23 protein-coding genes are annotated in these 23,557 nt (G+C 53.5%); 16 read left to right on the forward strand and 7 right to left on the reverse strand.

The features are described from left to right. Positions 1–98: 98 nt before the first annotated feature. From gpt to crl, 3 genes are all read left to right on the forward strand, one after another. Positions 99–560, forward strand: coding sequence for a xanthine phosphoribosyltransferase (gene gpt, locus ACXIZX_RS03625; protein ID WP_008108942.1), 462 nt, complete (start codon positions 99–101; stop codon positions 558–560). A 121-nt stretch (positions 561–681) separates the two neighbouring features. Next, entirely contained in the window at positions 682–1,929 is a 1,248-nt protein-coding gene (gene frsA, locus ACXIZX_RS03630) for an esterase FrsA (protein ID WP_154153760.1), read from the forward strand. Positions 1,930–2,032: 103 nt separating this feature from the next. Continuing rightward, entirely contained in the window at positions 2,033–2,434 is a 402-nt protein-coding gene (crl, locus tag ACXIZX_RS03635; RefSeq protein WP_008108946.1) for a sigma factor-binding protein Crl, read from the forward strand. An 87-nt stretch (positions 2,435–2,521) separates the two neighbouring features. On the opposite strand, the gene ompC is transcribed toward crl, so the two are convergent. Further along, the gene (ompC, locus tag ACXIZX_RS03640) at positions 2,522–3,613 is read right to left on the reverse strand and encodes a porin OmpC (RefSeq protein WP_008108948.1); all 1,092 of its coding nucleotides are present in this window, start codon (positions 3,611–3,613) and stop codon (positions 2,522–2,524) included. A 246-nt stretch (positions 3,614–3,859) separates the two neighbouring features. Between ompC and proB the strand changes: the two genes are divergently transcribed. The 3 genes from proB to ACXIZX_RS03655 all read left to right on the forward strand — a co-directional run bounded on the left by proB (position 3,860) and on the right by ACXIZX_RS03655 (position 7,312). Continuing rightward, positions 3,860–4,963 (forward strand): glutamate 5-kinase, encoded by a 1,104-nt coding sequence (gene proB / locus ACXIZX_RS03645; protein ID WP_008108950.1) that lies wholly within the window; start codon positions 3,860–3,862, stop codon positions 4,961–4,963. A 10-nt stretch (positions 4,964–4,973) separates the two neighbouring features. Continuing rightward, positions 4,974–6,227: a glutamate-5-semialdehyde dehydrogenase gene (gene proA, locus ACXIZX_RS03650; protein ID WP_479404844.1), complete on the forward strand. Its 1,254-nt coding sequence runs from the start codon at positions 4,974–4,976 to the stop codon at positions 6,225–6,227. Positions 6,228–6,580: 353 nt separating this feature from the next. Further along, positions 6,581–7,312, forward strand: coding sequence for a S24 family peptidase (locus ACXIZX_RS03655; protein ID WP_008108954.1), 732 nt, complete (start codon positions 6,581–6,583; stop codon positions 7,310–7,312). A gap of 73 nt (positions 7,313–7,385) precedes the next feature. Here the strand turns inward: ACXIZX_RS03655 and ACXIZX_RS03660 are convergent, their stop codons facing one another. After that, positions 7,386–7,685 (reverse strand): hypothetical protein, encoded by a 300-nt coding sequence (locus tag ACXIZX_RS03660; RefSeq protein WP_154191670.1) that lies wholly within the window; start codon positions 7,683–7,685, stop codon positions 7,386–7,388. 42 nt (positions 7,686–7,727) lie between these two features. Between ACXIZX_RS03660 and ACXIZX_RS03665 the strand changes: the two genes are divergently transcribed. The 7 genes from ACXIZX_RS03665 to ACXIZX_RS03695 all read left to right on the forward strand — a co-directional run bounded on the left by ACXIZX_RS03665 (position 7,728) and on the right by ACXIZX_RS03695 (position 12,111). Then, the gene (locus ACXIZX_RS03665) at positions 7,728–8,006 is read left to right on the forward strand and encodes a transcriptional antitermination N peptide (RefSeq protein ID WP_179451755.1); all 279 of its coding nucleotides are present in this window, start codon (positions 7,728–7,730) and stop codon (positions 8,004–8,006) included. 182 nt (positions 8,007–8,188) lie between these two features. Beyond that, positions 8,189–8,656: a lysozyme family protein gene (locus ACXIZX_RS03670; RefSeq protein WP_061717525.1), complete on the forward strand. Its 468-nt coding sequence runs from the start codon at positions 8,189–8,191 to the stop codon at positions 8,654–8,656. Continuing rightward, entirely contained in the window at positions 8,653–9,003 is a 351-nt protein-coding gene (locus tag ACXIZX_RS03675; RefSeq protein ID WP_008108960.1) for a DUF7940 domain-containing protein, read from the forward strand. The genes ACXIZX_RS03670 and ACXIZX_RS03675 overlap by 4 nt, the downstream gene beginning before the upstream one ends. Continuing rightward, positions 9,000–9,293 (forward strand): hypothetical protein, encoded by a 294-nt coding sequence (locus ACXIZX_RS03680; protein ID WP_061717524.1) that lies wholly within the window; start codon positions 9,000–9,002, stop codon positions 9,291–9,293. Before ACXIZX_RS03675 ends, ACXIZX_RS03680 begins: the two co-directional genes overlap by 4 nt. A gap of 202 nt (positions 9,294–9,495) precedes the next feature. Then, positions 9,496–11,241 carry a glycosyl hydrolase family 28-related protein gene (locus ACXIZX_RS03685; protein ID WP_179451754.1) on the forward strand — a complete coding sequence of 582 codons (1,746 nt, stop codon included), beginning with the start codon at positions 9,496–9,498 and terminating at the stop codon, positions 11,239–11,241. A 175-nt stretch (positions 11,242–11,416) separates the two neighbouring features. Further along, positions 11,417–11,710: a type I toxin-antitoxin system antitoxin YafN gene (gene yafN / locus ACXIZX_RS03690; RefSeq protein WP_179451753.1), complete on the forward strand. Its 294-nt coding sequence runs from the start codon at positions 11,417–11,419 to the stop codon at positions 11,708–11,710. After that, the gene (locus ACXIZX_RS03695) at positions 11,707–12,111 is read left to right on the forward strand and encodes a type II toxin-antitoxin system YafO family toxin (protein ID WP_218889167.1); all 405 of its coding nucleotides are present in this window, start codon (positions 11,707–11,709) and stop codon (positions 12,109–12,111) included. Before yafN ends, ACXIZX_RS03695 begins: the two co-directional genes overlap by 4 nt. Positions 12,112–12,686: 575 nt before the next feature. On the opposite strand, the gene ACXIZX_RS03700 is transcribed toward ACXIZX_RS03695, so the two are convergent. From ACXIZX_RS03700 to ACXIZX_RS03720, 5 genes are all read right to left on the reverse strand, one after another. Beyond that, positions 12,687–13,757, reverse strand: a complete 1,071-nt coding sequence (locus ACXIZX_RS03700) for an ABC transporter ATP-binding protein (RefSeq protein WP_179451752.1) — start codon at positions 13,755–13,757, stop codon at positions 12,687–12,689. Further along, entirely contained in the window at positions 13,750–15,519 is a 1,770-nt protein-coding gene (locus ACXIZX_RS03705; RefSeq protein ID WP_008108966.1) for an ABC transporter permease, read from the reverse strand. Before ACXIZX_RS03705 ends, ACXIZX_RS03700 begins: the two co-directional genes overlap by 8 nt. 74 nt (positions 15,520–15,593) lie before the next feature. Beyond that, on the reverse strand, positions 15,594–16,682 hold the full coding sequence (locus tag ACXIZX_RS03710; protein WP_179451751.1) for an ABC transporter substrate-binding protein: 1,089 nt from the start codon (positions 16,680–16,682) through the stop codon (positions 15,594–15,596). Positions 16,683–16,852: 170 nt separating this feature from the next. Next, positions 16,853–17,545 (reverse strand): response regulator, encoded by a 693-nt coding sequence (locus ACXIZX_RS03715; RefSeq protein ID WP_179451750.1) that lies wholly within the window; start codon positions 17,543–17,545, stop codon positions 16,853–16,855. Next, on the reverse strand, positions 17,538–19,178 hold the full coding sequence (locus tag ACXIZX_RS03720; protein WP_179451749.1) for an ATP-binding protein: 1,641 nt from the start codon (positions 19,176–19,178) through the stop codon (positions 17,538–17,540). Before ACXIZX_RS03720 ends, ACXIZX_RS03715 begins: the two co-directional genes overlap by 8 nt. Positions 19,179–20,202: 1,024 nt before the next feature. Here ACXIZX_RS03720 and ACXIZX_RS03725 point away from each other — a divergent pair. Genes ACXIZX_RS03725 through ACXIZX_RS03735 form a run of 3 tightly spaced genes read left to right on the forward strand, consistent with a single transcriptional unit; the run spans position 20,203 to position 23,496 of the window. Next, on the forward strand, positions 20,203–21,180 hold the full coding sequence (locus tag ACXIZX_RS03725; RefSeq protein ID WP_479403609.1) for a glycosyltransferase family 2 protein: 978 nt from the start codon (positions 20,203–20,205) through the stop codon (positions 21,178–21,180). A gap of 16 nt (positions 21,181–21,196) precedes the next feature. Further along, positions 21,197–22,504, forward strand: a complete 1,308-nt coding sequence (locus tag ACXIZX_RS03730) for an oligosaccharide flippase family protein (protein ID WP_179451747.1) — start codon at positions 21,197–21,199, stop codon at positions 22,502–22,504. Beyond that, entirely contained in the window at positions 22,501–23,496 is a 996-nt protein-coding gene (locus ACXIZX_RS03735) for a glycosyltransferase family 2 protein (protein ID WP_008108972.1), read from the forward strand. Before ACXIZX_RS03730 ends, ACXIZX_RS03735 begins: the two co-directional genes overlap by 4 nt. Positions 23,497–23,557: the final 61 nt, after the last annotated feature.

Here is a 23,557-nt window from a genome sequence, read left to right on the forward strand (position 1 = left end):
GATGCTGGTTTTTAAGGCGTCAGATCCTTATAATCTCGCGCAACCTTTTCCCCCTTGCATATTTTTTAAGCCAAGTTTCTTGGCCGGGATTCCTTTATATGAGCGAAAAATACGTCGTAACCTGGGACATGTTGCAAATCCATGCCCGTAAACTTGCCCAGCGCCTGCTTCCTGTGGAACAGTGGAAAGGTATCATCGCGGTAAGCCGTGGTGGTCTGGTTCCGGCATCGCTGCTGGCGCGTGAACTCGGTATTCGCTACGTCGATACCGTGTGCATCTCCAGCTACGATCACGATCATCAGCGCGAAATGAAAGTGCTGAAGCGTGCCGAAGGCGACGGTGAAGGCTTCATCGTGATTGACGACCTGGTGGATACCGGCGGCACCGCGCAAGCGATTCGCGATATGTATCCAAAAGCGCGTTTCTGCACCATCTTCGCCAAGCCAGCTGGTCGTGCGCTGGTGGACGACTATATTGTCGATATCCCGCAGAACACCTGGATCGAGCAGCCTTGGGACATGGGCGTGGTCTACATCCCGCCAATCGTCAAAGGCGCCTGATTGATGCATCGCAAACAACGCCCGGTTATGCCGGGCGTTGTGCTTTCTGCGCCTCGCGCGCGTATCACGGGTGCAGTACACTCTTAGCCATCGCCACGTTGTTGGCAGGAGAATAGCTGAGATGTCTGATAAAAACCTGAGCGAAGAACTGTTCAAACCGCGTTTTAAACACCCGGAAACCTCCTCATTAGTGCACCGCCAGCATCACGCCGCCGTGCAGGTGCATAACGCCCTCGAAGGCGATACGCAGCGCGGCTGGTATCGCATGCTGAACAAGCTGTTGTGGACGTGGCGCGGGTTGTCGCCGCAGGAGATCAGCGAAGTGCTGGCGCGTATTGCAGTGAGCGAGTTCGAACGCACCAATGAAGCCTTGCTCGATACCGTGATTGGTTATCGCGGTGGCAACTGGAATTATGAGTGGTCGAAGCAGGCGGCCATCTGGCAGCAGCGCGCGTTAGAAAGCGAGAACCATGACGACGCAGGCCAGCATTGGCTGCACGCTGCCAATCTATTCAGCCTCGCGGCTTATCCTTACATTAAAGGCGATGAGCTGGCGGATCAGGCGCAGGTGCTGGCCAATCGCGCCTACGAAGAGGCCACGCAGCGTCTGCCGGGCGAACTGAAATCCCTGACCTTCCCAATGAGCGGCGGCAGTCCGGTAACGGGCTTCCTGCACATGCCTGCGCAGGCCGAAGCGCCATATCCCACGGTGCTGCTGTGCGGCGGCCTTGATTCGCTGCAGAGCGATCACTATCGCCTGTTCCACGACTATCTCGCGCCGCGCGGCATCGCCATGCTGACGCTGGATATGCCGTCGGTAGGATTCAGTAGCAAATGGATGCTCAATCAGGATACCAGCCAGGTGCATCAGCAGGTGCTGCGTGAACTGAGCAATGTGCCGTGGATCGATCACACTCGCGTGGCGCTGCTGGGCTACCGTTTCGGTGCCAATGTGGCGACGCGTCTGGCCTATCTGGAAGTGCCGCGAGTCCGCGCGGTGGCGACGCTGGGTGCGATGGTGCACAGCGTGTTTGTCGATGCGCAACAACAGCAGCAATTGCCGGATATGTATATGGATATGCTGGCGAGCCGCCTGGGGATGTCTTCTACTTCCGACAGCAATCTGCGCATTGAGCTCAATCGCTACTCCCTAAAAGTGCAAGGCTTACTCGGCCGCCGCACGCCCACGCCGATGCTGGCGGCTTATTGGCCGGATGATATTTTCGGTCCGGAAGCGGACGCGCAGTTGATCGCTAACTCATCCTCGCAGGGCAAGACGCTGGCGATTCCGGCCAAGCCGGTTTTTGCCAGTTTTGACAAAGCGCTGAATCAAATTTGTGACTGGCTGGAAAAACAGTTGAAAAGCTAGCTGGCGAAATCCCTGAACTCTGCTACTACTTATATCCGGGATTTTCCATTTTTAGGTTTAATGGAAAGCTGGAAGTGCAATTTAAAGGGTTAAGGGAAAATAGATGACATTACCGAGTGGTCACCCCCGTAGTCGCCTGCTTAAGCGCTTCACCGAATTGGGGCCGTATATCCGTGAAGGCAAATGTGAAGAGACACGCTTTTTCTTCGATTGCCTGGCTGCGTGTGTCAACGTCAAGCCTGCACCAGAGCTGCGTGAGTTTTGGGGCTGGTGGATGACGCTGGAAGCCTATGAAGATCACTTCACTTACGAATATCATTTTGGCCTGTTTGATAAAGCGGGTGATTGGGGCGCGGCAACCATCAAAGGCAAAGAGAACAATGCCAAAGTGGAAAGCACGCTGCGTAATTTCCATGAGCGCTTGAAAGCGATGCTGCTGGAACAGAAACTCGATCTGCGACCGGCGGAAGGCTTTAAAGAAGAGCCGGTGAAACTGAGCGCCTGATGAGTATTTAAGGGTTTAAACAGGAAAGAGCCGGTGATGAGCCGGCTCTTTTTTTATAGACACAGCGAGGGTACAGCTACAGCTAAATCAGAACTGGTAGGTTAAGCCAACCGCCACAACGTCATCGTTGTTCAGGTTCAGCTTGTTGTTGTCATCCAGCTGGTTGATTTTGTAATCCACGAAGGTCGACATGTTTTTGTTGAAGTAGTAAGTCATGCCCACGTCGATGTATTTAACCAGATCCTCGTCACCAATCCCTTCGATGTCTTTGCCTTTGGTCTGGATATAGCCAAGGGACGGACGCAGGCCGAAGTCGAACTGATACTGCGCGACCACTTCGAAGTTCTGCGCTTTGTTAGCAAAACCACGGGTGCCGATTGGCGTCATGTTGCGGGTTTCGGTGTAGATAGAAGCCAGGTAGATGCTGTTAGCGTCATACTTGATACCCGCGCCCCATGATTCCGCTTTATCACCGCTACCCAGCGCTTGCAGCTGCTGCTGGTTAGTACGGTCAGAAGAGGTGATGGCAGACATCAGGCTGATGCCGGTGTCAGCGATGGTGTAACCCAGTGACGCACCGTAACCGTCGCCGTTCTGACGAGAAGTATCGGTGATGCTGCCACGGGCGTTGGCGCTGGTAGAGTCGTTTTTGCCCTGATATTGCAGCGCGAAGCGCAGGCCATCAACCAGACCAAAGAAGTTGCTGTTGCGGTAAGTGGCCACGCCAGTTGCACGCGCAGTCATGAAGTTATCGGTACGCGCCGTACCGTCACCGCCGAACTCTGGGAATACGTCAGTCCAGGCTTCTACGTCGTACAGCACGCCGTAGTTACGACCGTAGTCGAATGAACCGTATTGACCGAATTTCAGACCGGCAAAGCCCAGACGGGTTTTGTTGCCTGCGTTGGCGTCTGAACCTTCAGAGTTGTTTACGTTGTACTGATATTCCCACTGACCGTAACCGGTCATCAGGTCATTAATCTGCGTCTGGCCTTTGAAACCGATACGCACGTAAGATTTGTCGCCGTCGCTTGACGCGTTATCGCTGAAGTAGTGTTCAGCTTTAACACGGCCGTAGAAGTCCAGTTTATTACCATCTTTGTTATAAACTTCTGCGGCGTTTGCGGTGGAAGCCAGTGCCAGCGCTGATACAACTAATGCCAGTGTGCTCTTCTTCATTTTGCTATCAATCCCAATGAGTAAAATTTGTTGTACCCGTGAAAGGTTTTGTAAAACACGGAACTTTTTACCGGTAGGTGATGAAAGTTTTATGACAGTTTTTCGGATTTCTTGTTAATCGCGAACTTTTGGTCTACCGCATTGTCAGGGGATTTTTGTGCTTTTCCCCTTGCTGTTGTTGGCTTCCTTGCTCACTCCTGATAAAACGTCCCTTCGCAGATTTTTTTCTTACATGGCAGGAAAAACATGAGTGGCAGTCAGACCCTTGTGGTCAAGTTGGGTACTAGCGTCCTCACCGGCGGTTCGCGTCGGCTGAATCGGGCGCACATGGTGGAGTTGGTTCGTCAGTGTGCGCAGTTGCACGCGGCAGGCCATCGCATTGTTATCGTCACCTCTGGCGCAATTGCTGCCGGACGCGAACACCTTGGTTACCCCGAACTGCCACCTACCATCGCCTCAAAGCAGCTGTTGGCTGCGGTGGGGCAGAGCCGTTTGATCCAGCTGTGGGAACAACTGTTCTCGATTTACGGCATTCACATCGGGCAGATGCTGCTGACGCGCGCCGATATGGAAGACCGTGAACGTTTCCTCTACGCGCGTGACATGCTGCGCGCGCTGCTCGACAACCACATCGTGCCGGTGATTAACGAGAACGATGCGGTGGCGACCGCCGAAATTAAAGTGGGCGACAACGACAATCTGTCGGCGCTGGCGGCAATGCTCGGTGGCGCAGATAAGCTGCTGCTGCTGACCGATCAGCAAGGGCTGTTTACCGCCGATCCGCGCACCAATCCAGAAGCGGAGTTGATCAGCGACGTGCACCAGATTGACGATGCGTTACGCACGCTCGCGGGCGGCAGCGTGTCTGGCCTCGGAACCGGCGGCATGGCGACCAAACTGCAGGCGGCGGACGTCGCTTGTCGCGCGGGGATCGATGTGATCATCGCCGCTGGCAGTCGTCCGGACGTGATCAGCGATGTGCTGCATGGCAAACCGGTCGGCACGCGTTTCCACGCGCAGCAGTCGCCGCTGGAGAACCGTAAGCGCTGGATCTTTGGCGCACCGCCGGCAGGCGAAATCACCATTGATGATGGCGCGCTGGCCGCGATGCTGGAGCGCGGCAGTTCGCTGCTGCCAAAAGGCATCCGTGACGTGCAGGGCAATTTCTCGCGCGGTGAAGTGATCCGTATTCGCAACCTGCAAGGGCGTGATATCGCCCACGGCGTCACGCGCTATAACAGCGATGCCATGCGCATGATTGCCGGTCATCACAGCCAGGAAATCGGCGAGATCCTCGGTTACGAATATGGCCCGGTAGCGGTACACCGCGACGACATGATCGTCAGTTAAGGAGCGGATGATGTTAGAAGAGATGGGTAAAGCGGCGCGTGCTGCGTCGTACAAACTGGCGGAACTCTCCACCGAACAAAAAAATCAGGTGCTGCTGAGTATCGCCGATCGTCTTGAAGCGGAAAGCGCGGACATCCTGGCGGCGAACGAGCAGGATCTGGCGGATGCGCGCCAAAACGGCATGAGCGAAGCGCTGCTCGATCGCCTGACGCTCAACCCGCAGCGCCTGAAAGGCATTGCCGATGACGTGCGTCAGGTGTGTCGTTTGGCCGATCCGGTTGGTCAGCTGATTGACGGCGGCCAGCTCGATAGCGGCCTGCGCATTGAACGTCGTCGCGTGCCGCTCGGCGTGGTTGGCGTGATTTATGAAGCACGTCCTAACGTGACTGTTGATGTGGCATCGCTGTGCCTGAAAACCGGCAACGCGGCGATTCTGCGCGGCGGCAAAGAGACCTATCGCACCAACGCCGCCACGGTGCGCGTGATCCAGAATGCGCTGACCCAGCACGGTTTACCGGCGGGCGCGGTGCAGGCGATTGAAAACCCGGATCGCGAGCTGGTGAATCAGCTACTGAAGCTCGATCGCTACGTCGATATGCTGATCCCACGCGGCGGCGCGGGTTTGCACAAGCTGTGCCGTGAAAACTCCACCATTCCGGTAATCACCGGCGGCATCGGCGTGTGCCATCTCTATCTCGATGAAACCATGGAGACTGAGGCGGCGCTGGAAGTGATCGTTAATGCCAAGAAGCAGCGTCCAAGCGCCTGCAACTCGCTCGAAACCTTGCTGATCCATCGCGATCAGGCGGACAACTTCATTCCTGCCTTCCTGCAGCGCATGGCACAGGAGAAGATTGCGCTGCACGCCGACGAAAATGTGCTGGCGCTGCTGCAAAACGGTGCCGCCGAGGTGGTAGCGGTGAAAGCAGAAAATTATGATGACGAATGGTTGTCCAACGATCTGAACGTCAAGCTGGTGGCGGATATCGGTGAAGCCATCGCGCATATCCGTGAACACGGCACGCAGCACTCTGATGGCATTCTGACGCGCAGCATTGGCAACGCCAATCGCTTCGTCAACCAGGTTGACTCATCGGCGGTATACGTTAACGCCAGCACACGCTTCACCGACGGCGGTCAGTTTGGCCTTGGGGCCGAAGTGGCGGTGAGCACGCAGAAGCTGCACGCGCGCGGTCCAATGGGACTTGAAGCGTTGACCACCTACAAATGGATTGGGTGGGGCGACGATACGCTGCGTCGTTAATGTTCGCCTCTGCATGACAATGGGCACCGAAAACGGTGCCCATTTTTTTTGCTTTCGATCCACTCATTCCAAGAGCTTTTTGATTTATTTCTGTCATCTATGGCGGGCTCGCGGCTTTTCACCCATTTTTTCCTTTAGATGCTGGTCTTATAGCTACAGAACAATCCTGAAAACCCCTGTCAGAACAAGCGATATAGCACTGAACACTGGTTTCGGCCTAAGCGAAAGGGATAATGATTGTCCAGCTTCATTGATAAAAGCGGTTGGGTAGTAAACTGCCGGTAATATAAAATGAACTGGTAGCAAAAATGAAAATAACATTCAGTCTTTTACTGAAGGCAGATTATTAACTGATGGTTAAAAAAGAGAGTACGAGACAAGCATTCACTGCCAGGCTGATTGCCGCATGCGAAAGCGCGGGAATTGTCGGACATGGACGAAACAAACAGGTTGCGCTTGCGCTGCAAGAGAGGGGATGCAAGATCTCAACGCCGGGGGTGTGGAAATGGTTTAACGGACAATCGATACCTGATGATAATAATTTACTGGCGCTTAGCCAGTTACTCGACGTGCGCGTTGAGTGGCTGCAATTTGGCATGGAAAAACCGGCCGCTTTGCTAACGCAGCGCAGTTTGGTGAATCCACAGCATCTGTTTCGCGTTGAAAGTTTGGATATCGGCCAGCACGGCGTGCGCAGTAGTTCTACGCGCGATGAACTGGTGGAGACCATTCAAGCCATTGAATATGGGCTGGAAGAGGCGCGGGTGCTGTTTAACGGCCGCCCGGCCGAGAATATTCGCCTCATCGCACTCAATAGCGATTCGATGGCTGGCACCTTTGCGCCGCGCGATCAGCTGTTTGTCGATATCAGCGTGCATCGCTTCGACGGCGATGGCATTTATCTGTTCACGCTTGACGATCAGCTCTATCTCAAACGCCTGCAACTTCAGCACAAAAAAGTCGCAGTGATCTCCGATAACAAGCGCTATGAAACCTGGTATCTCACGCTGGAAGAAGCCAGGACGCTGCAAGTGGTGGCGCGGGTGATCATGAGCCAGGCGCGGGATTATCAAATTCTAGGCTGATCACAAAACGCCAGATTGCGACAAAAAAATATTTTGGCTGAAATCATAAATTTAACTGATGGTAAATAAAAAATTAACCATTGGTGTTTGCCAATGCATTAGAACCTGTTAATAATTTGAGCATGGATGGACAACATATCTGCTCACGGATGAGCCCGCTCTTAAACAATTGAGGCGCTGCACAAGCGCGATACATACCATCCAAAGTTAGTGAACTTTGGGATGGGGTGGATACGCACTTTGCAGCGTTGTCAGTTGCCCTCTGTTTTTCACTCTCCTCTACTTCACCCTGGCCGCGAATGCAGCCGGGTGAGTTGACGTCGAGTATTTTCCAGAGGAACAGCGAACGCGTCGGCATCAGCCGCATCGCCATGCCTGCCACCCCATCGCCAAAGACTCATTAACAGGAGGAGTTATGGCGATTATCCAGTACGGGAAGTCAGTATTTACCGGCAATGCACGCACGCGCCGCCATCGGCGACGCCAGTCCCTCAGCCGCCTTAAGCGCAGCATCGATAGCGCACTCGGCATCGAATACGAAAATGTCACCCTGCGTACTGCTGAGCGTATCTGCCAGCGCCAGACGCTGTCGCGCGTTGATTGCGCCGTGTTAGCGCCCGTTCGCGTTCAGCAGGAACAGGCGAGCGCTGATAACTGCTGTTTGCCCCATGTTTATTTGTACGCCGTGCGCTAAACCTGCATCACTTTCCCCAGTTTTAAACGGAACGTTTCATTGTTGCTCACTGTTTAACCATTCTTGAGCGTTTCGCTTATCTGACAACGCGCTCAATGTTTTAAACGATCAGCAAGATTTATGTTTTTTGCCGTTTTGCGCAGCCATTTTCGGACTGTTGCGCCCGTCAAAGAGGAATTTCTATGAGCCAGATTATTGCCATCCTGAATTTTGAAGAGGGTTACCGCGAAGCGCCTTATCTCGACACGCAGGGTTTCCCCACGGTCGCGGGCGGCATTCGCATTGGCCCCAAAGGTGCCTCGCTCAGCAACTACATCTTCCAGGTGCCGCGTCCGGTGGGCGATGTGTGGAAGCAGTGCATTGTCGAGGGCAAGGTGCAGCAGATGCATCAACGTGCGCTGGTGCAGCAGGCGCTGGCCAAATGCAATGAAGCGCGCTGCGATGTGCTGATCAGCATGGGCTATCAACTGGGTATTGATGGATTGGCGATGTTCCGCGGCATGCTCACCGCGATTACCCAGGGCGACTTCAACAGTGCGGCGAACGCCATGCTCGATAGCCTGTGGGCGCGTCAAACTTCGGGCCGCGCGCGGCGCCATGCCGAAGTAATGCGCAGCGGCACCTACGACATCTATCGGGGGCTGCTATGAATCTGAAATTGTTGATTTTTATCATTGCGGTGCTGCTGGTGATCATTGTGGTGTTGATCATGCAGCGCTTTACCACGCTGGAGTTCGTCAAACATGCGCGGCTGTTATTCAAAACCTGGTCGGTGTGGCTGGCGTCGCTTGGTTCGATGCTCAGCGCTTGGGTGCAATCGTTTCCCAGCGCTGCGCTTGATGCCTGGAACAGCATGCCACCCGATGTGAAAGAGATTCTGCCGCACAACTATTTGGGGCTGATTGGTGCCTTTATGGTGGCGATGGGCGTGATTGCTCAGTTCGTCCGCCAGAAAGGCCTTAACCAGCAGAAAATCGCCATGGAGGAAAAAGCATGACACTTCTCACCACATTGCTCGGCGGCAGCTGGCATTGGCTGGCCGCGCTGGCGGGCGTGATTGCCGCGCTGGTCGCCAGCTACTTCGGTGGCAAGAAAATCGGCAAGGTGCAGCAAGCATCCAAATCCGCCGTCGAGCGCGCCGATAAAGCCGCGGCGCAAGCGGTAGCGGTTAACCAGCAGCAGCAACAGCTGCGCGAGGAGGCCAAACGTGTGGAAGCCAGCAACCTTAATCTTGATGACGCTGCTGCTCGCGACAAGTTGCAGCAGTCGAAATATCACCAGCCCTGAAGCCCCCGTCGTCATCGACTCAGCCTGTACCCTTTTTTCCCCGATTTACACCCACGGCAATGACGCCGAGCGCATGGACATTCGCACCGTGCGCGCCATCAACAATCACAACGATCTTTGGGATCAGCACTGCGGCCAACCGGCTCACTAACGCTGCTCTCTTGCATTTGCATTACCTACCCGAAAAGCCGAGGAGGCTATAATGATCGAAGTTAACTCTTACGCAGAACTGCGCACCACTGTTCCGGCCAAAAACGGCGATCTGGCATTCTTACGTCGCTACAACGCGGACTCCACCTTTCACGGTGGCGGTGATTTTACCGGTTTTATCGGCACCACAACGGCGGTTGAAGATGGCGGTACGCTGGTGATCGGTAACGGTTTTTACTGGAAACGCGTGATTAACGATCCGTCGGATATCAACGTGTATCACTTCGGTGCCAAAGGCGATGGTTACGCCAACGATACCGATGCCTTTAATCGCATGCTGGCGTGGACGCAAAACTATTCGGGCAATATCACCGCGTTGCCGGTGCGTTTCCCAGGCGGTAAATTCCTGATCAGCCCGATCGACATCAGCGGCACCGAGCGCGCCTTCTTCGGTTTGCAAGGTGATGATGTGGAGCTGGGTTCGCTGCCGCGTACCACCATTATTTCCGACAAAAGTGCCAACACGGTGTTCAAGGTGAAGGCGCGTCGTACCTCCATTCGAGGTATCGCGTGGAACGGCCAGGCATCCGCCGATATCACCACCAACAAAAGCACCATTACCTCCGATATGTGCAGCAACGTGCAGCCGTTCTTCGAAAACACCTGCATCGAAGGTACCACCGTCAATATCTACTGTTTCCGCGCGCAGAATAACGGCGGTACGGTGATTAAAGTGCTGGATACCCTCGACAGTAAATTCGACCAGATTTACACCCTGTATACCTATGCGCGCGTGTTTGATGTTGGCTGGTCAAACTCGCCGAAAGGCGCGTGGGATCACTCCACGGCGATTGAGCTGTGTAACTGTAACTTCCAGACCGGTTATGGCGACGCCACGCTCTTCATGCCGCGTGTGACGCAGGGGATTATTCGCAACGTGTGGATCGAACACACGCGTAATCCGGGCGATCTCTCTGACGGCGGCTGGACGGTAGATACGCTGAACATTGAGGATTGCGGCACGCCGTTGAATCTCAACAATGCGCGCGTGGTGATCCGCCAGCTCAACCTGCAATCCGGTGCGAAACTCAGTCTGGATGCCGCCGCCGGACGTTGGTTGTCCACCTTTGAATATGGCTATCGTCGCGACGAAAACTACGGCACCTTCATGACCGGATCGCTGCGCGCGGGCTATTACAGCGGCTACAAAATTACCAATAACACCGATACCGATAACTGGTACCGCGTCGGGCAGCTGTTCTTCCCGAACGCCAATCAGCAGTGGGTGATGGAGTTTATTGGTAAAGCGGATGCCACCCAGCCCACCGGCACCGCCGGTTCGCCGGTCAACGTGGCGGCGACCGGTAAAACCTGGGTCAATCTGCAGCGCCTGGAAACGGTGTGGGCCGATGCCTATCACATGGGGCAACCTGCGGTGCTGGATATTCGCTACAGCCGCGTCGGCACCACCTATGCGGCGGTGTGGGTAAAACTGCGCGCCAACAGTGGCGATACCATGCTGAACCTGAAATGTACCGGTCCAACGCGTTTTGATACCGGTTCCTGCTCGCTGTTCCAGCAGGACTTCTCGGTGGTGACCGATACCACCAAGCTGGGCGGTTTCAAACCGGCGGCACGTTTTGGTCTGCATAACGGATTGGCGGGAATTGGGGCGAATGAGAAAGGGGTGCTAACCGTCGCGACGGCAGCCGGCACGCCGACCAACGCCACCGCGCCGACGGGCTTTGTGCTGGTCAACATTAACGGTGTCGATCGTAAACTTCCTTATTACGATTGAGGGCTGGCATCTTTTTGGCGAGGCTTCGGCCTCGCTTTTTTTGTTTTAGACGGAATAACGGCATTTTTACTTTAAGTCCGTTAAATCACCTCCGTATAATTTTTAAACACAAAAATTGATGTACACTTTGATGTGCATTATGCTGTGTTTAATAAATATGATGAGAGGTAATTTTATGGAACGCATTCTCGCAGAAAAATCGATAAACATTACTGAGTTGAGGAAAAATCCCGCTAAGTATTTCATTGATGAGCCGGTTGCCGTTCTCTCCAATAACCGACCCGCAGGTTATATGATCAGTGCTGAGGTGTTTGAAGAGCTTATTGATCTGTTGGAAGAGAAACAGGGAAAGGTGCATACCGTGGCGCGATTCAGACCCAACGCTAACCGCTTAAGTGATATTGCGGAGAGTGGAGAGAAACTGCTGCAAGGCGCTTCTGACAAGGATTTGACAGAGTTCACCGAATGAGCATAAGGGTTTTTAAATCAACCTTGATCCGCCAGCAATTGAGTCCGGAAGAGCTTGATGATTTGGCGGCGGATTTTCTTTCCTACAAAAAAGACGGAGAGTTGCCCGATACATTTGGTCGGGATGCTCTTTATGATGATGACCGAACCTACCCATTGGTAAAAGAAGAACAGGTGGCTCACATTCATCTTGCCGATGCGGAGGCACCTTTTCCCAAATTCTTACGTCAGTTCAAACGCACCAGCGATCAGGCCCATTTGGTTTATTGCCGGGGTGCGATGGATGCAGATGCCTATTTACTGATGATCATCCTAAAACCCGAAGCGCATAAAATGGCGCGCAATAATAACAATATGCACAAGATCGGAATGATGGCCGAAGCGTTCAGGATGAAGTATTAAGTTATTGAAATTCCCTCAATGCTTTTCAGTTAAGAAATCATTTTGCTTTAAATCTGGTGCGGGCGCTGACACATTTGCTGCGTCACGGGCTGTCCTCGCGCCGCTATCGCGGTACCTTCGGCTTTCACATTGTGCCTGACGGACCGTTCGGGGATCGGCCGTCCTGGCCGGCCCCGAACTGCCTCACGCATCCATGCGTGAGGCTCCTGGCCCAACGTAAAAGCCTCAGCGCTGCGAATAGCCCTTTTGCCGCAGCAGACGCGCCAGCGCCTCTGGCAAATGTGCCCTTTTCAATAACACGCACGGAAGTTTCAAAGCAGGCCGGGGCCGCTTTTGGGCCGGCAATCCGCAGCGCTGAACGAAGCGAGGAAGCCAGGAGAGCCCGCAGGACGCGGGCGAAAGGCGAAGCCGGGACATGGAAGTCCCGTCTTCGCCGGTCCGTCAGGCAGACGAGCGAAGTGAAGGTACCGCGCTAGCGGCGCGAGGACCGCCGGACCAAAAGTGACCCCGGCCAGCGCTTTCATCGTCGGATTAACAAACGAACATTAAGATATGCATCGTGACCCGTTGGTCCTTTACCCTTTCGGGAAGATCCACACATGGTTTTCCGGCAACGCCAGATGGCAGTGCTGCGGATCGCGCACCTCGGTGCCGTAGGCGCGAATCACAAAATCATCGCCTGAGGTGCGGAACAAATATTCCCAGCGATCGCCGAGATACATGCTGGTGAGCAGCGGCAGTTCCAGCTGATTTTCGCCCGGCCCTTCAACCAGTTTCACGCGCTCGACGCGGATCACCGCCGTGGCTTCCTGGCCGTTTTGCACGCCCGCGCCCGCCAATCCCCACAACGCCCAGCCTTTGCCCTCGATGCGCGCTTTGCCGTCGCGCAGCTCGGTGATTTTGCCGTGCAGCCGGTTGTTGCTGCCCATGAACTCGGCGGTGAACAGGGTTTTCGGCGAGCCGTACATCTCCTGCGGCGTGCCTTGCTGTTCGATTTTGCCGTTATTGAGCAGCAAAATACGGTCGGAAATCGCCATCGCCTCATTTTGATCGTGCGTCACCATCAACGCCGATAAGCCCAGCTTGATGATCAGCTCACGCAGGAACACGCGCGCCTCTTCGCGCAGTTTGGCATCAAGGTTTGATAACGGTTCATCCAGTAGGATCACCGGTGGGTTGTACACCAGCGCACGGCCAATCGCCACGCGCTGCTGCTGACCGCCAGAAAGCTGGTGCGGATGGCGTTTGCCAAGGTGGCCGAGGCCAAGCTGGTTCAACACATCCTGCACGCGTTGGGTGATCTCCGCTGTCGCCACTTTGCGCAGCTTCAGCGGATAGGCCACGTTCTCAAACACGGTTTTGTGCGGCCACAGCGCGTAGGACTGGAACACCAATCCCAGATTACGTTCTTCCGCTGGGATCTCACTGCGCGGCGTGCCGGCGTAAACCGTGTTGTTGCCAATCACAATGGTGCCCTGAGTCGGCTTCTCCAGCCCGGCGACCGCGCGTAGCAGCGTAGTTTTACCGCTGCCGGACGGCCCAAGCAGGGAAACCACTTCGCCGCGCTGCAAATTCATCGACACGCCTTTCAGCACCGGATTGTCGCCGTACGTTAAGTGCAGGTTCTCGACCGATAATTCAATCATGTAATTTGACTCCAAATCGCAGGGCAATACCCAATCCAACCACGACCAGCAGGATATTAATAAAGGAGAGTGCGGCAACGATATCAATCGCGCCCGCCGCCCACAGGGAAACCAGCATTGAGCCGATGGTTTCCGTGCCGGGCGAAAGCAGATACACGCCGGTGGAATATTCGCGCTCGAAAATCAGGAACATCAGCAACCATGAGCCAATCAGGCCGTAGCGTGATAACGGAATGGTGACGTGACGCGTGATCTGTCCGCGCGTAGCGCCGGTGCTGCGCGCCGCCTCTTCCAGTTCCGGCCCCACTTGTAATAGCGTTGAGGAGATCAGGCGCAGACCATACGCCATCCACACCACGGTGTAGGCCAGCCACACGCTGAAGATGGTGCTGCGCAGCGAACGCAGCCAGACGATCAGGTGATCGCGCAGCCACTGCGACCAGACGAAATCCGATAGCCAGCCCGATTTGAGCGAGTTATCCAGCCACATCGGCAGGAACAGGAACACCCAGAGAAACGCCAGACCGGCCAGCAAACCCGGCACCGCACGCGGCACCAGCACGCTGTAATCGAGGAAGCGCGTAGTGTTATCGGGTTTACGGTGCATGGCGATACCAATAAACAGATAACAACCCACCGCCAGCGCGCCGCCGATCACGCCGATCGCCATTGAGTTGACGATTGCGCGCAGCAGGTTGGGCTGCGCCCAGATGGTCTGGAAGGTCTTGATCGACAGCTCATCCCAGATCGAAACGCCAACGCCCCAGTTAGAGATAAACGCACGCAGCACCACGCCCAGCAGCGGCACGCCAATGGTCACCGTCAGCCAGAACGCCACGACTGCGCCCGCCACCCAGCGCCATTTGCCCAGCGGCAGCGCACGCGCCTGCGAAGCTTTACCTTTTACGGTGACAAAGCGATTGGCGGTGCGCATCAGGCGGCGTTGCAGCATCACCAGCGGAATGGTGATACAGATCAGCACTACCGCCACCGCAGCCATCAGGTGATAAGACGGCGTGCCGAGTTTATTGGTCAGCTGATAGAGATAGGTGGCCAGTACCATGTTGCCTTCGGGATCGCCCAGCACCAGCATCAAACCGAACACTTCCAGCCCAAGGAAGAACAGCAGCACGATGGCATACAGAATTGACGGGCGTACCATCGGCAAACTTACCGCCGTCATCACCTGCAACGGCGAAGCACCCGAAATACGCGCGGCTTCTTCCACATCCGATCCCACGCTGCGCAGGGCGGAAGAGATATACAGATAGGCGTGCGGGACGTGCGTCAGGCCAGCGATCACCACGATGCTCGACATGTCGTAGATATTCCACGGCACGAACCCGAGTAGTGATTGCGCCCACAGCGAGAAGAATCCCACCGGGCCCGCCGCCACCACATAACCAAAGCCCAGCACCATCGGCGAGACAAAAATTGGCACGAGGATCAGCGGCTCAATGATGCGTCTGCCGGGTAAATCGGTACGCACCATCAGGAACGCCAGAATACCGCCCAGCGGAATGGCGATGATCACCAGCCCAAAGGCGAGAATAAATCCGCTGCGCAGCGCTTTGTAGAAGTCGGGATCGGTGAAAATAAATTCAAACGATTCCAGGCTCCACTCTTTCGACGGCGCAAAGAACGGCGCGGACAAGAAACTTTGTATGACGATAAACGACAGCGGAACGTAGATAACCAGCGCGGTTATCAGCACCACAACGCCGCGCGGCAGGCTTTGCCACTTTCTATGCAATGCACGCATATTGAGACCCTGAATGGCGAAATCAGATAAGAGAAAGCTGAGCGCGGCGCAGTCGCCGCGCTTGATAACGGCGGTTATTTACCGGCGGCTTCGCGCCACTGTTTGATGTAATCCAGACGTTTTTTCGGTTGCAGATATTCCAGCAGGCTTTCATCAACCGGGATCGGTTTCAGCGCGTTGCCCAACATTTTGGTCATACCATCAATGTCGTTTTTGCCTTCAATATCGTTGCGCAGGGAAGGGATGTCGGCCTGATTAGCCAGAATGCTTTGTCCTTTCTCAGACAGCACATAATCGAGCCACAGTTTGGCGGCATGGCTGTTTTGCGCTTGCTGGCTGATGAACGAAACGCGTGACAGCACCAGCGTGTAATCCTTCGGATAAGAGATGCCCAGCGACGGATCGGTTTTAGCGCGCGCTTCAGCGTAAGAACCGAGGATGTTGAAGCCGATCAGGTTTTCACCGGATGAAACCCTTTCCATCATGGTGCCGGTGGAGGACTGCACGGCTAAACCGCCTTTCGCCACGTCGGCCAGCGTTTTGAAGTAGTTGGGATCGGCTTTGTAATCCTGCACTGAAAGCATGAAACCAAGTCCCGATTTCTCAATATCGTAAGTGGTAACTTTGCTCTTGAATTTGTCGGTCTGGCTGGCGATCAGTTTGGCCAGCGCGGCGTGCGAATCAGGCACATCACCGGCCGGGATCAGACGTTTGTTATAGATGAACACCACCGGTTCGTAGGTGGTGCCGTAGGCTTTGTTGTTCCACACCGCCCACTTCGGCAGCTGCGCCAGTTCAGGTGATTTGTACTCCTGCGCGTAGTCGGTCGCCAGCTTCAGACCGGTATCCATTGAGGAGCTCCACACCACGTCGCCGCTGGTGCCGCCCGAGGCTTGTTCGCTGATAAAACGGTTGTACAGCTCGGTGCTGTTCATATCGTTATATTCAACTTTGATGCCGGGATAGGTTTCTTCAAAACCTTTGATCAGCGGCCCCGCAGCTTTGGTATCAGTGGTGGAGTAAACCACCACTTTGCCTTCTTTGGTGGCGGCATCAATCACGCTTTGATAATCCGCTGGATAGCCTTGCGGCGGGGCAGCAACCGCTGACATAGACACAAAAACAGTTGCAGCAATCAGAGACAGAGGGAAAGTGTTCGACATTATAATTAACCTTTTAGTTACATTTGAGGAACTAAAGGTCAACATAGCCTATCGACTTTTCCACACAAGAGGTGACGGATTGTTATCTTCACGAAGTGTGATTGTTGGCGTCGTTTAGGCAATTAACACCATAAAAACCACGACAGGCCGCGCGCGAGATCTGCGCCAGATCACAGGATTTTGCGGTACAGCCGTCGCGGATGGCCGATGTTGCCGTACTGCATTTCGACGCCAATAAAACCGATCTCCACGCAATATTCCAGGTAGCGACGACCGGTGGTTTTACTGATGCCAACGCGCTCAACCACCTGTTCAACTGACCAGCTACTTTCCGGTGCAGCGCTAAAAAAGCTCTTCACCCGATCCAGCGTAATGGTTTCAATCCCTTTGGTCGAAGGCGCTGACGGCGCATCACTGGTTGGCAAATTAAACAGCTTATCCAGCGCCTGCTGATCAACGTTTTTCATCTGGCGCATGGTCTGCACCTGCAGCATAAAGCGTTCCAGCGAGGCGCGCAGACGATGGAAAAACACCGGTTTCAGCAGGTAGTCGAATGCGCCGCTGCGCATCGCGTGGCTACAGGTTTGCATGTCGCTGGCGGCGGTGATGAAAATCACCGAGCACTCAAAGCGTTTCAGCAGCGGATCGTCAATCAGCGTAACGCCCTGACCATCCGGCAAATAGTTATCGAGCAGCAGCAGCCGTGGCTGGTGTAACGCAATCAACTCGCGCGCCTGCGCCAGCGTGGCGGCGATGCCGACCACGCGCAGATGAAAGTTCTGCTCAATATATTCACGATGCAGATCGGCCAGATGCGGCTCATCTTCCACAATCACCACATCAAGCGGCTTAGCATTATTCATGAGAAAGTCCTGTTAACGCGGCGGGCTGGAACGGGATAAACACCGAGAAAATGGTGCCCTGCGGTGAGTTGTCGCTGATCTCAATGCTGCCGCCTGCCTGCTTCACATAACCCGCCGCCAGATAGAGGCCGATGCCGTGTTCTGCACCAAGCATATCGTCGCCACTGGAAGGTTTACTGGTGACGCCTTGCTCAAACAAGTGCGGTTTGATGCTGTCATCGATGCCGCAACCCTGATCGGCCACTTCGATTAACAGCTCCTGATTACGACCGGAAATATATAACTCAACCGGTGTCGCGGGCTTTCTGGCGTTGAGCGTGGCGTCCACCGCGTTATCCAGCAGGTTGCCGATCACCGACATCAACGCCGTTTCACTCAGCGCGGCAGGAATGCGGGTTAGCTGGCAGGCGGGGTCAAATTTCAGCTCGACGCCTTTTTCCCGCGCGCTAACATATTTCCCCAGCAGCAGCCCACACAGTGCGGGCGAGGTGAAGCGCGCCGAGACAAAATCCAGCACCTGCTGCGCGCCAGCAGATTGCGCATGGATGTAGCGCATCGCGTCGTCATAGCGCTGCATCTGCAGCAGGCCGACCAGCGTGGCGGTCCAGTTCAGCTGTTCATGCCGCATTATGCGTAAATTGTCCGCGTAGCGTTTTACCTGGCTGAGCTGGCTGCTCAATGTGTTGATGTCGTTTTTATCGCGGAAGCTGCACACCCAGCCGCCTGGCTCGCCGGGTTCCAGCTCAATCGCTACCCGGTTAACGATCACCTGACGCTGATTGAGCACGGTGATGTGGTCGTGGGTTTTCACCTCATGCTGGCTTAAAAACGCCGGATGGATTTGCAGCACCTGATCCAGCGGTTTCCCCAGCAGTTCACTCTCACTCTGCTGGATATCCAGCAACTCACGCGCAGCGCGGTTAATGAGAATCAGCTGCCGCTCCGCATTCACCGCAAACACACCTTCATACATCGCTTCCAGCAGCGCTTTTTGTTGCAGCACCAGCAGGGCGATATCTTTCGGCTCCAGCCAGAACATCTGTTTTTTTAGGTTGCGGCTAAACATCCACGAAAAGATAAACAGCAGCAGCAACAGCGCCACACCATACAAGCTGGCCTGCCACAGCAGGCTGACGTTGATATTGGCAATATAGGAGGTGAGATAACCCACTGAGACAATGCCAATTACCTGATGCTGCGCATTAAAGATCGGCGCCTTACTGCGGAGCGACACGCCGATGCCGCCTTTGCGCACCGAGATGATGGTTTTGCCCTGCAGCACTTCGGCATTGTCGCCGCCAATCATCGGTAAATTGAGGCGCTCCGGTGATTCCGAGTGATAGAGATGCTGTTCTTGCGTGTCGCCAATCACGATGTAGCTGGCATCGCTTTGGTTACGCAGCGGCTGGATCAACGCCGCGATACCGGCGATATCGCGGCGCGCCACTTTCTCCGCCAGACCGGGCATCAGCGCAATCTCACTGGCCTGGACCCGCGCGCGCTGCCCCAAATCGTGATGCAGTTGACGATCGATAAAATGAAACAGAATGGTGCCCAGCAAGGCGAGTAGCAGGCAGGAAAATAGCACCAGCGACAGGAAGAGTTTTACCTGGAAAGATAATCTGCGTTTCATACAACCTGCAGTAAAGGAAAACTGGAGAGAGGCATGGCTGGAGACTAGCACGCGAAAATGCGTGCTGTGACAGGCTAACATCAGAGTTGTGAACTGGCTTCAATCCCGGCGCGGCTTAGGCGCTGGTTTCTGTTGGCACGATGTCAGAGATATTCCCATCTTATTCCTGGTGATCGCCTGCTGCGGCGCTAATCAATGAATAAAAAACCAATTCACCACGGCTAATCTATGCGCCGCTATTTAATCCATCCTTTCTCTGAGTAAATTCCGTTTTAACCCGGCAGCCATTGACCTTATAACCCCGAGTGGTGAGAATGCCGGGAAAAGTTTTGAATTAGATCGCAAATTTTGGGCATCAAGCCTCTTGCAGTGCGGCTGCGATAGCCGTACTGAATTAACGCCACTTGCACTTATCGGCGCGCGAATGACGCGCCAGCGTTATTAAAGTGCAGGGCATACAGCAAATATCGTTAATGTCGTGACGTTCGTTGAGAAGGCCCGTCTTTGGATGCACCTTCTCAGCCCCGGTCGGCATTTCTTGTTTTTGGTGATGAGCACGATAAAGACGCCAGCGTTTTTTAACGTTCATTACCAGGCAGATAAAAATTTAATTTAAGTACGTCATGATTGGCGTGGTAATGGCGTTAAGCCAAATTACCAAAAGAAAAAACGTAACTGGCTGAAAATTAACTGAACTCTTATGAGCGCAGCGCAGCCTCTTTACGCCAAAAATAGGGGTTTCACTGTGGTCAGTATACAGGTAGCTGCAAGCCTGGGGCGGTAGCCTGCCTTGTTTAGCTGACGAAAACAGAATGAAACTGCACGGTTTATTTGGCGATTATCTTATTTAGTGAACTTTTTAGAGAGAATTAAAGGCCAGTTTTATTTGACCTGAGGAAACTCTGAAATAGACAAGCAACAAATGTTAAGCCGGGCGCAAGCAACGCGCAGTGTTAATCACTGCAATGTTCATAGATTACTTTTTTCGCCCGCAACTTTTACTCCGACAGAGTCCAGAGGTTATATGCAAAATCCCGTTAACGACGTTTTAATCAGCGTCATCGTGCCGGTGTATAACGCCGCGGCGTATCTGGAACGATGCATTGATAGCCTGCTTCAGCAGGAAGAGAGCCGTTTTGAAGTGATATTTATTAACGACGGCTCCAGCGATAACTCGCTCGCGATATTACAGAATTACGCCCATTACCCGCATTTTCATATCATCGACCAAGCCAATGGCGGCGTCTCGTCGGCGCGCAATCAGGGCATTCGTGCCTCGCGCGGCAAACTGCTGTGCTTTTTAGACGCCGATGATTTTCTGCCAGCCAGCGCGTTTGCCACCTATGTGCGGCTGATGCAAAACAACATCGCGATGGTGGTCGGCGAATCGCAGCACTTCACGCCGCAAGGCGAGCCGCTCGATTTCCCGGCCAACACCACTGACGCGCGCCAGCTGACCGCTTCGGCGGCGATCAACGATCTGCTCTATTTCAATCCGCGTCACGGTATCTGCGACAAGGTGTTTCGTGGTGATGTGATTCGTCAGCATCAGCTCAGTTTTAACGAAGAGATTTATAACTTCGAAGATCTGCTGTTCGTGATCAATTACCTGCATCTGCAACAGGATCGTCAGGTGATCTTCACCCAGCAAGTGGTTTATCACTATGTGGAATCCACCAACTCCGCCACGCGATCGGCATTACGGGAAAAGCATTTCTCCTTTGCGCGCTCGTTTAATGGCATGCAGGCGTTTTTATCCGCCCAGCATAATCGCTGTTATTACCATCTCTATTTAAAAGTCACCTCATCTTATATCTATAAAGCGCTGCACAGCGACGGATTCAGCCGCGCCTTTATTGATGAATATATCTCGCTCTACCGCCGCAGCTTTAAGTCCTATTTCACATCAGGATTGATGCTCAATCCGTGGAGCCTGTACTTTGCGCTGTTTTTTGTCAGTCCACGACTGGTATCGCGTCTGCGCCGCCTGGCACAGAAATAAACGCTGAGGTTAAGTTGTGAAAGATAAATTAAAAAACTCCATGTGGATGATCGCTGAAAAGCTGATTGCGGTATTCGGCCTGATATTTGTCACCTCCTATGTGGCTAAATACGTTGGGCCCACCACTTTCGGCATTATCTCGATCTCGATGCTGGTATTTCAGTTCATTCAAAGCATCGCGCTAATGGGCAGCGATGTGATTCTGCTGAAACGCTTATCGCAAAATCATCACTCTGGCATGCGCTTAATGATGGCGACCTTTCTGCTGGTGCTGGTGATTTATGGCGTGCTGGCGGCCAGCGGCATGTTGATTATGGGCGAAGAGTGGAGCGCTGAAGCGCTGGTGTTTATCTGCGCGGCGGCGATTGCCTGTCTTTTCTCTTCGCTCGATTTGGTCAATATCTACAACGAGGCGATGCTCAATGCGCGCCTGAATGTGATCGCCAATCTGGTGGGTTTGGCCATCAGTTTAACCGTGCGCTTCTTTATTTCGTATTACGGACTGGATCCGCAGCTATTATCGATTCCTATCGTGCTGGCGACCTTTATTCCGTTTGCCATCAAGCTGGCGATATTCCTGAAATATCATCGTCAGGTGCCGATTCCGGCACTGCGCCAGATGAAGAAATATTCACGCTATATGGTGGCGTCAGGTATTTCACTGGTGTTTTCCGTAATTGCGGTGGCAATTTATACCCGCGTCAATCAAATCAGCGTGTCGTATTTCCTTGGCGTGAAAGAGGCAGGAATTTTCTCCGTTGCGCTGACGCTCGCTACCGCGTGGGTATTTTTACCCAATGCGTTGCTGGCTTCCTTTTTCCCAGCGTTCTTTGCCGAGCGTGACGATCGGCAATCAATTATCAAAGCGCAGAAATTACATCTGCTGGTGATTGGTGTCTCTTCGCTGGTGATTCTGGCGATTTGGTTATTGTCCGGATGGTTTATCCGGGACTTCTACGGTGCGGAGTATCTCGATGCGGTAGCGCCAACGCTGTTACTCAGCGTCGGTGCGATGTGCGCGGTGCTGAGCAGCGTGATGGATCGTTTCATTATTAAGTACAACGGATATCGCTATTTAGTGAAGAAAACCTTCGTGGTGTTATTAATTTGCGTGGCCTCCTCTTTATTATTGGTTCCTTACTTCGGTTTAAATGGCGCGGCCATGAGCGTGGTAGTAACCGAGTTTTTATCGTTCTCCCTGCTTAATTACTTTTTCCCTGCTCAACCGGTAATGCGTATTCACCAAATCTTTATCAACCCCAGGAAACTATGGCTGTTATTCAACAATATCAAAACCTCAGACAGTAAAGAGAGTTTATCATGAATGAAAAACCACTATTTAGTCTTATCATTCCCGTCTATAACTCACAAAAAACCATTAAACGTACCTTGCTGAGCGTGCTTAAACAGACGTTCAGCAGTTACGAAGTGATTGTGGTTAATGATGGTAGCAGCGATACAACCGCAAATATTCTGCAGGAGTTCAGCGCATATTCGCAGGTCACGGTAATTCACCAAATCAATGCCGGTGTCAGCGCTGCTCGAAACAGCGGAATGCAGCAGGCCAGCGGTGAATATGTGTTATTCCTTGATGCGGATGATTGGGTGGACGATAACTTCCTGATGATCTTCAAACAGAATCTCGATGCCTGGCCAGCGGAGTCTGTCGATTTGATGGTGGGAAACCTCAACGACAACCGCGTAGGCAAAGTGTCGCAGGCGGGCTTCTTCAGCAACGAGGACATTCCTTATGTGCTTGGTGAGCTGGAGATGAGTGATAACATCGGTTATCTGCATAACAAATGTTATCGCCGTCAGATTATTGAGGAGCTGAACCTGCGCTTTTTGGAAGGTATCTCCATGAGCGAGGATTTGTTGTTTAACCTTAAATTCTTCAGCTGTATTAGCAATTTCCTGGTCACGCCGGGCGCTGCTTATCATTATGAAGATGTGGAGGGTTCATTATCGAAGCGTAAAGTGCAATACAGCGAACTGAAAGTGCGTAAACAGTTTCTCACCGCACTGTATGATTCGATCATCAGTAAATATCAGTCCAGCAATCTCGATTATTTCCTCAAGGGCATTTCCAAACGTGTGCTCGCGCTGGATATGCAAATCGTGACCGCTATGTATCACTCTTCGTTTTCACCTGCGGATATTGCCCAGGAAATTAATGAAATAAAGCGGGGTAAATACTCAAAAGGTATTTTCATTCTGCTGAATAAAAATGAAAAATTGAAGTACATGATTATGAATTTGAATACACTCACAGCGTACTATTTTCTTTATGCACTCTACAGGATGCGCGCATTCTGATTTGAAATTCTCCCGGTGTTAGTCTCTGGACGCATTTGTTGTACAGAGGCTAGTTGCCGGG

The organism is Candidatus Pantoea symbiotica (genome assembly GCF_056491525.1).

Excerpts from the sequence above, each read along its gene's own strand:
- proA (WP_479404844.1), top strand. The coding sequence starts at position 4,974 with ATGTTAGAAGAGATGGGTAAAGCGGCGCGTGCTGCGTCGTACAAACTG.
- ACXIZX_RS03665 (WP_179451755.1), top strand. The coding sequence starts at position 7,728 with ATGGCGATTATCCAGTACGGGAAGTCAGTATTTACCGGCAATGCACGC.
- proB (WP_008108950.1), top strand. The coding sequence starts at position 3,860 with ATGAGTGGCAGTCAGACCCTTGTGGTCAAGTTGGGTACTAGCGTCCTC.
- ACXIZX_RS03710 (WP_179451751.1), bottom strand. The coding sequence starts at position 16,682 with ATGTCGAACACTTTCCCTCTGTCTCTGATTGCTGCAACTGTTTTTGTG.
- frsA (WP_154153760.1), top strand. The coding sequence starts at position 682 with ATGTCTGATAAAAACCTGAGCGAAGAACTGTTCAAACCGCGTTTTAAA.
- ACXIZX_RS03680 (WP_061717524.1), top strand. The coding sequence starts at position 9,000 with ATGACACTTCTCACCACATTGCTCGGCGGCAGCTGGCATTGGCTGGCC.
- ACXIZX_RS03660 (WP_154191670.1), bottom strand. The coding sequence starts at position 7,685 with ATGGCGATGCGGCTGATGCCGACGCGTTCGCTGTTCCTCTGGAAAATA.
- ACXIZX_RS03675 (WP_008108960.1), top strand. The coding sequence starts at position 8,653 with ATGAATCTGAAATTGTTGATTTTTATCATTGCGGTGCTGCTGGTGATC.
- yafN (WP_179451753.1), top strand. The coding sequence starts at position 11,417 with ATGGAACGCATTCTCGCAGAAAAATCGATAAACATTACTGAGTTGAGG.
- ompC (WP_008108948.1), bottom strand. The coding sequence starts at position 3,613 with ATGAAGAAGAGCACACTGGCATTAGTTGTATCAGCGCTGGCACTGGCT.
- ACXIZX_RS03695 (WP_218889167.1), top strand. The coding sequence starts at position 11,707 with ATGAGCATAAGGGTTTTTAAATCAACCTTGATCCGCCAGCAATTGAGT.
- crl (WP_008108946.1), top strand. The coding sequence starts at position 2,033 with ATGACATTACCGAGTGGTCACCCCCGTAGTCGCCTGCTTAAGCGCTTC.
- ACXIZX_RS03685 (WP_179451754.1), top strand. The coding sequence starts at position 9,496 with ATGATCGAAGTTAACTCTTACGCAGAACTGCGCACCACTGTTCCGGCC.
- ACXIZX_RS03735 (WP_008108972.1), top strand. The coding sequence starts at position 22,501 with ATGAATGAAAAACCACTATTTAGTCTTATCATTCCCGTCTATAACTCA.
- gpt (WP_008108942.1), top strand. The coding sequence starts at position 99 with ATGAGCGAAAAATACGTCGTAACCTGGGACATGTTGCAAATCCATGCC.
- ACXIZX_RS03715 (WP_179451750.1), bottom strand. The coding sequence starts at position 17,545 with ATGAATAATGCTAAGCCGCTTGATGTGGTGATTGTGGAAGATGAGCCG.
- ACXIZX_RS03670 (WP_061717525.1), top strand. The coding sequence starts at position 8,189 with ATGAGCCAGATTATTGCCATCCTGAATTTTGAAGAGGGTTACCGCGAA.
- ACXIZX_RS03725 (WP_479403609.1), top strand. The coding sequence starts at position 20,203 with ATGCAAAATCCCGTTAACGACGTTTTAATCAGCGTCATCGTGCCGGTG.
- ACXIZX_RS03720 (WP_179451749.1), bottom strand. The coding sequence starts at position 19,178 with ATGAAACGCAGATTATCTTTCCAGGTAAAACTCTTCCTGTCGCTGGTG.
- ACXIZX_RS03655 (WP_008108954.1), top strand. The coding sequence starts at position 6,581 with ATGGTTAAAAAAGAGAGTACGAGACAAGCATTCACTGCCAGGCTGATT.
- ACXIZX_RS03705 (WP_008108966.1), bottom strand. The coding sequence starts at position 15,519 with ATGCGTGCATTGCATAGAAAGTGGCAAAGCCTGCCGCGCGGCGTTGTG.
- ACXIZX_RS03700 (WP_179451752.1), bottom strand. The coding sequence starts at position 13,757 with ATGATTGAATTATCGGTCGAGAACCTGCACTTAACGTACGGCGACAAT.